The sequence below is a fragment of the Streptomyces racemochromogenes genome, from assembly GCF_044129415.1.
GTDB lineage: Bacteria > Actinomycetota > Actinomycetes > Streptomycetales > Streptomycetaceae > Streptomyces > Streptomyces racemochromogenes_A.
In genome coordinates this window covers 1-6,792 of the sequence record NZ_JBBDHD010000224.1, presented here as the reverse complement: position 1 = coordinate 6,792, position 6,792 = coordinate 1, and the positions used below count along the sequence as shown (strand labels likewise).

At 76.8% G+C, this 6,792-nt stretch carries 1 protein-coding gene; it reads right to left on the bottom strand.

Going from position 1 to position 6,792, the window contains the following annotated elements:
• Positions 1-6,792 (bottom strand): SDR family NAD(P)-dependent oxidoreductase (locus WDV06_RS35765; protein WP_395513987.1); only part of this gene is annotated, 6,792 nt, incomplete at both ends.

Genomic DNA, 6,792 nt, shown 5'->3' with positions numbered 1-6,792 from the left:
GCCGGGAGGCCGCCGGGACGGGCGGCGCGCGGCGCGGCCCCGGCGGGCGGGACCAGCGCGCGCAGCAGGACGGGTACGGCCTCGCGGCCGTGGGCGTCCTGTTCGCGGCGCAGGGCGGGGACGTCGAGGCGGAGCGGGACGAACAGGGCCTCGTCGGTGCGGCCGGCGGGTGCGGCGAGGGCCCGGTCGAAGAGGGCGAGGCCCTGTTCGACCGTCATCGGGGCGAGGCCGGAGCGCCGCATGCGGCGCAGGTCGGTCCCGGAGAGGTGCCCGGTCATTCCGGTGGCCTCGCCCCACAGGCCCCAGGCCAGGGAGAGGGCGGGCAGTCCGGCGGCCCGGCGGTGCTGGGCGAGGGCGTCGACGAAGGTGTTCGCGGCGGCGTAGTTGGCCTGGCCGGGGCGGCCGAGGAGGCCGGCGGCGCCCGAGAACAGGACGAACGCGGACAGGGGCAGGTGGGCGGTCAGTTCGTGCAGGTGCAGGGCGGCGTCCGCCTTGGGGCGCAGGACGGTGCCCAGCCGGCCGGCGTCGAGGGCGGTGAGGGCGCCGTCGTCGAGGACGCCCGCCGCGTGGACGACGGCGGTCAGCGGGTGCCCGGCCGGGATCCGCGAGAGCAGTGCTTCCAGTTCGGATCGGTGACCCGTGTCGCAAGCGCTGATCTCGACGTGGGCGCCCAGCGCGGCCAGTTCCCGCTCCAGCTCGGCCGCCCCGGCGGCGGCGGGCCCGCTGCGGCTGACGAGCAGCAGCCGCCGTACGCCGTGGGCGGTGACGAGGTGGCGGGCGAAGAGCCGGCCGAGGGTGCCGGTGGCCCCGGTGACCAGGACGGTCCCCTCGGGGTCGAAGGCGGGGGCCGCGGCGGGCTGCGCTTCCGCGTCCGGGCGGGCCAGGACGGGGGTGCGGACCTCGCCGTCGCGGAGCGCGAACTGCGCGGCGCCGCCGGCGAGGGCCCCGGCCAGGGCTGCCGCCGATGCCTCGGTGCCGTCGGTGTCGGCGAGGACGAACCGGCCGGGGTGCTCGTTCTGCGCGGAGCGCACGAGCCCCCACAGACCGGCGGCCGCCAGCCCGGGCAGCGCCTCCCCGGGGCGGGTGGCCACGGCGCCCTGCGTGAGGACGACCAGGCGCGTTCCGTCGTACCGCGCGTCCTGTGTGAGCCAGGCCCGGAGCAGCTCCAGCCCCCGGGCGAGGGTCTCCCGCACCTCCTCGGGCCCGGGCACACCCCCGCTTCCGCTGCCGGCCGCGGGGGCGGGGAACTCGACGACGACGGCGTCGGGGACGGGGTCGTCCCCGCCCGGGGAAGCGCACAGCGCCGCCAGGTCCGGGTGGGCCTCGGCCCCGGCGCCCCGGACCATCCCGAGCGGGTCGGCCCCGGCCACGGCGATCCGTACCGTGCCGCAGCTCTCGCCGGAGGCACCGGTACCGGAGGCGTTCCGCCACTCGATCCGGTGGAGCGGGAGGGCCGTGTCGGCCGCGCCGAGCAGCGCGTCGAGGCGCTCGCGTGCGACGGGCCGCATCACGAGGGCGTCCAGGGTGAGCACGGGCGCCCCGGCGGGGTCGATGGCCTCCAGGGAGACCGCGCCGTCACCGGTGCGGGCGATGCGGACGCGCAGGGCGTCCGCGCCCGTCGCGTACAAGGTGGCCCCCTGCCAGGCGAACGGCAGCAGGACGGATCCGTCGGGCACGTCGAGGAGTCCACCGGCCAGCCAGGGCTGGAGTGCGGCGTCGAGCAGCGCGGGGTGCACCCCGTAGTCCACCGCGTCGGCCCGGACCCGGGCGGGCAGCCGGACCTCGGCGAAGACCTCACCATGGCGGCGCCAGACGGACCCGATGCCGGCGAACGCCTCCCCGTACTCGTAGCCGAGGTCGGAGAAGCGGGCGTACACGTCCTCGGGGTCGACGCGTTCGGCACCGGCCGGCGGCCAGACGGCTGCCGCCGCCCAGTCGGCCGGGGCGGGCTCGGGCCGGCCGGCGGCCGGGGTGAGCGTCGCGGTGCCGTGGCTGGTCCAGGGGGCGTCCTCGTCCTCGGCGCGGGAGTGCAGGGTCAGGGTGCGGCGGCCGCTCGCGTCGGCCGGCCGCACCCTCACCTGGAGCTGGACGGCTCCGCGCCGGGGCAGCACGAGCGGGGCTTCCAGGCCGAGTTCCTCCAGTCCGCCGCCGCCGGTCGCGGCGGCGGCGTGCAGGGCGAGTTCGACGAAGGCGGTGCCGGGCAGCAGGGTGCGGCCGGAGACGGCGTGGTCGGCGATCCACGGGTGGTCGGCGAGGGAGACCCGTCCGGCGAACACCGTCTCACCGGTGTCGGCCAGCGGCAGCGCACCGCCCAGCAGCGGGTGGGTCTCCCAGGCCATCCCGAACCGGGCGGCCGCGGCGTCGCCGACACCGGCGGGGGACGTCGGTGCCCAGTAGTGCGTCCGCTGGAAGGCGTACGTCGGCAGCGGGACGCGGCGCGCGCCGGTCCCCTCGAAGAGGGAGGCCCAGTCGATGTCGGTCCCGCGCACGAACAGCTCGGCGGCGGAGGTCAGGAGGCGCTGGAGCCCGCCCTCCTCGCGGCGCAGGGAGCCGACGGCGTGCACGGGGGCCTCGGCGGCGTCGGCGGTCTCCTGGATGCCGATGGTGAGGACGGGGTGGGCGCTTGACTCGACGAACGTGCCGAAGCCCTCGCCGAGCAGCGCGCGGACGGTGTCCTCGAAACGGACGGGCTGCCGCAGGTTGCGGTACCAGTACGCGGCATCCAGCGCGGCCGTGTCGACCAGCTGACCGGTGACGGTGGAGTAGAAGGGAACCTCGGGCCGCCGCGGAACGATCGGCCCCAAAACCTCCAGCAGCTCGGCCTCGATCCGCTCCACGTGCGCCGAGTGCGAGGCGTAGTCCACCGGCACCTGACGCGCCCGGACCCCCTCCGCCTGCGCCTCCGCCACAAAAGCGGCCACGGCATCAGCGTCACCGGCCACCACCGTGCTCGACGGCCCGTTCACAGCAGCCACCCCGAGGCGACCCGCCCAGCCCGTCAGCCGCTCCTCGACCTCGGCCAACGGCAACGGAAGGGACGCCATCCCGCCCAACCCGGCCAGCTCACGCCCGATCACCGCAGCACGCAACGCCACGACCCGGGCAGCGTCCTCCAACGACAACGCACCCGACACAGCCGCAGCGGCGATCTCACCCTGCGAGTGACCCACGACCGCGTCCGGGACCACGCCCAGGGAACGCCACACCGCGGCCAGAGACACCATGACAGCCCAGGTCACCGGCTGGACCACGTCCACCCGATCCAGAGAACGGCCCTCCCCGAGGACCTCCACCACATCGAAGTCCACGAACGGCGCCAACGCGTCCGCGCACTCCCGCATCCGCGCAGCAAAGACCGGCGAGGACCCCAACAGCCCCGCACCCATCCCCACCCACTGCGTCCCCTGACCCGGGAACACCAGCGCCACCCGCCCGGCATCGGCCGCCACGCCCTCGACGGTGACGGCGCCCAGGGTGACCTGCCGGTGCTCGAACACCGACCGGGCCACGGCCAGGGTGAACCCGGCGTCGAGCGTGCGCAGCCCCTCCAGGCCGCCGCGGAGCCGGTCGGCCTGCTCCCGCAGGGCGGCCGCCGACTTGGCCGACAACACCAGCGGAACCACCGGGAGTTCACGCGGTTCACCGGGGCCGGTCTCCTCGGCGGCCGGCTCCGGGGCCTGCTCCAGGATGACGTGGGCGTTCGTCCCGGACACCCCGAAGGCGGAGACTCCGGCCCGCCGGACGCGGCCCACCTCGGGCCAGTCACGGGTCTCGGTCAGCAGCTCGACGGCGCCCGCCGACCAGTCCACCTGCGAGGAGGGCGCGTCCACGTGCAGGGTCCTGGGCAGCTTGCCGTGCTCCAGGGCCTTGACCATCTTGATGACGCCGCCCACACCGGCGGCGGCCTGCGGGTGACCGATGTTCGACTTCAACGACCCCAGCCACAGAGGACGTTCGGCGAGCCGCTGCCCGTACGTCGCGAGGAGCGCCCGGGCCTCGATCGGGTCGCCGAGCCGGGTGCCCGTACCGTGCGCCTCGACCACGTCCACGTCCGCGGCGCCCAGGCCGGCGTTGGCCAGTGCCTGGCTGATGACCCGTTCCTGGGAGGGGCCGTTGGGGGCGGTGAGGCCGTTGCTGGCGCCGTCCTGGTTGACGGCGTGGCCGCGGATGACGGCGAGCACCGGGTGCCCGTGGCGGCGGGCGGCGGAGAGCCGCTCGACGAGGAGCATGCCCGCGCCCTCGGCCCAGCTGGTGCCGTCGGCCGCGTCGGCGAAGGCCTTGCTGCGGCCGTCGGCGGCCAGACCGCGCTGGCGGGAGAACTCCACGAACAGGCCGGGCGCGGCCATGACGGTGACGCCGCCCGCGAGGGCGAGGTCGCATTCCCCGGCCCGTACGGCCTGGGCGGCGAGGTGCAGGGCCACCAGGGAGGAGGAGCAGGCGGTGTCGACGGAGACGGACGGACCCTCCAGGCCCAGCACGTACGAGATGCGGCCGGAGACCACGCTGGCGGACTTGCCGGTGAGCAGGTACCCCTCGTGTTCCTCGGCGGCCTCGTGCAGCCGGGAGGCGTACTCCTGGTGGGTGAGGCCCGCGTAGACGCCGGTCCGGCTGCCGCGCAGGGATCGCGGGTCGATGCCGGCGCGCTCCAGTGCCTCCCAGGAGGTTTCCAGGAGCAGGCGCTGCTGGGGGTCCATGACGAGGGCCTCGCGGGGGGAGATGCCGAAGAAGTCGGCGTCGAACCCGGCGGCCCCGTGCAGGAAGCCGCCTTCGCGGACGTACGTGGTGCCGCGCCGGCCCGCCTCGGCGTCCGGCTCGTACACCTCGTCGAGGTTCCAGCCGCGGTCGGTGGGGGCGGCGCCGATGACGTCGCGCTCGTCCATGACGAGGTCCCAGAGCGCCTCGGGGGTGTCGGCGTCGCCGGGGAACCGGCAGGCCATGCCGACGATGACGACGGGGTCCTCGTCCGGGGCCGGTCCGGGCGCGGCCGGCACGGGAGCCGGGGCGGCGGACGGACCGTCCCCGGCGCCGAGCAGCTGGTCCAGCAGGTGCGCGGCGAGGACGTCCGGGCTGGGCCGGTCGAAGACGACGGTGGCGGCCAGGTTCAGGCCGGTGGCCCGGACCAGGCGGTTGCGCAGCTCCAGGGCGGTGAGGGAGTCGAAGCCGGAGTCCTTGAAGGCCCGGTCGGGCCGGACGGCATCGGTCCCCGGGTGCCGCAGGACCGCGGCGGCCTCGGTGCGGACCAGCTGGACGAGGAGCCGGGTGCGCTCGGCGGCGGAGAGGGCGGCGAGCCGTCCGGCGAGCCCGTCGGCGGGGCCGGTGTCCGTCCCCGTCCGCTGCCGGCCGGCCTCCAGCGCGCGGCGGGCCTCGGGCACGGTGTCGAAGGCGGGGCCGGGGCGCAGGGCCGCCGTACGGGGGGCGAACTCCGACCAGTCGACGTCGACGACGGTGAGACAGACGTCGGCGTGGTCCAGAGCCCGGTGGAGGGCTTCGATGCCGTCGTCGGGGTCCATGGCCCTGATGCCCCGGCGGCCGAGGCTCTCCTCACCGGCGCCTTCGGCCATGCCGCCGCCGCCCCACAGGCCCCAGGCGACGGAGGTGGCGGGCAGGCCCTCGGCGCGGCGCTGTTCGGCGAGGACGTCGAGGGAGGCGTTGGCCGCGGCGTAGGCGGCCTGGCCGCCGTTGCCCCAGGTGCCGGTGACGGAGGAGAAGAGGACGAACGCGTCGAGGTCCAGGCCCCGGGCGCGGGTGAGTTCGTGCAGGTGGCGGGCCGCGTCGGCCTTGGGGGCACGGATCTCCCGGAAGCGGTCGGCGTCAAGGGCGGCGATGACGCCGTCGTTGAGGACGCCGGCGGTGTGGAAGACGGCGGTGGGCGGGTGGGCGTCGAGGAGGGCGGCGAGGTCGTCCCGGTCGGAGACGTCGCAGGCGGCCACGGTCACCTCGGTGCCCAGGGCGCGCAGTTCGCCGGCCAGCGCGTCCGCACCGGGCGCGCCGGGGCCGCGGCGGCTGGTGAGGACGAGGTGTGCGGCGCCGTTGCGGGCCAGCCAGCGGGCGACGTGCGCGCCGAGCGCCCCGGTGCCGCCGGTCACCAGGACGGTACCGCGGGCCCTCCAGCGGCCGTCGCCGGCCGCGCCGGCGGGAGGCAGGGCCCGCACGACGCGGCGGGCGTAGGAGCCGGAGGGACGTACGGCGATCTGGTCCTCGGAACCGGGACGGCCGCCCCGGGCGAGGGCGTCGGCGACGCGGTCGAAGGCGCGGGCGTCGGGCCGCGCGGGCAGGTCGACGACACCGCCCCACAGGTGGGGCAGTTCGAGGGCGGCGACCCGGGCGAACGCCCAGACCTGTGCTCCGAAGTCCTCGGGCAGTTCCCCGGGCGCGGCGGCGACCGCGGCGCGGGTCAGCGCCCAGACCGGGGCGTCGGTGCCGGCGTCCCCGGCCGCCTGGACGAGGGCGAGGGTGGCGGGCAGGGCACCGGGGGTGCGGACGAGGGAGAGGAGGGAGAGGACTCCGTCCAGGTCCCCGTACCCGGCGAGTGCCTCGGTGAGCCCGGTCCGGGTGGCGGCGTCGGTGTCGACGGAGAGCCGCTCGGTGTCGGCCCCCCGGCGGACGAGCGCTGCCTCGGCCTCGTCGGCGAGGTCGGCCCCCGCCTGCCCGGAAGGAACCACCACCAGCCACCGCCCGTCGAGGCGCGCCGCGGACCCACTGCCGCCGAGCCCCTTCCAGGTGGTGCGGTAGCGCCAGCCGTCGATCCCGTCCGGCTGCGCCGGCCCGGCGGTTGCGGGGGCGGAGGGCTCC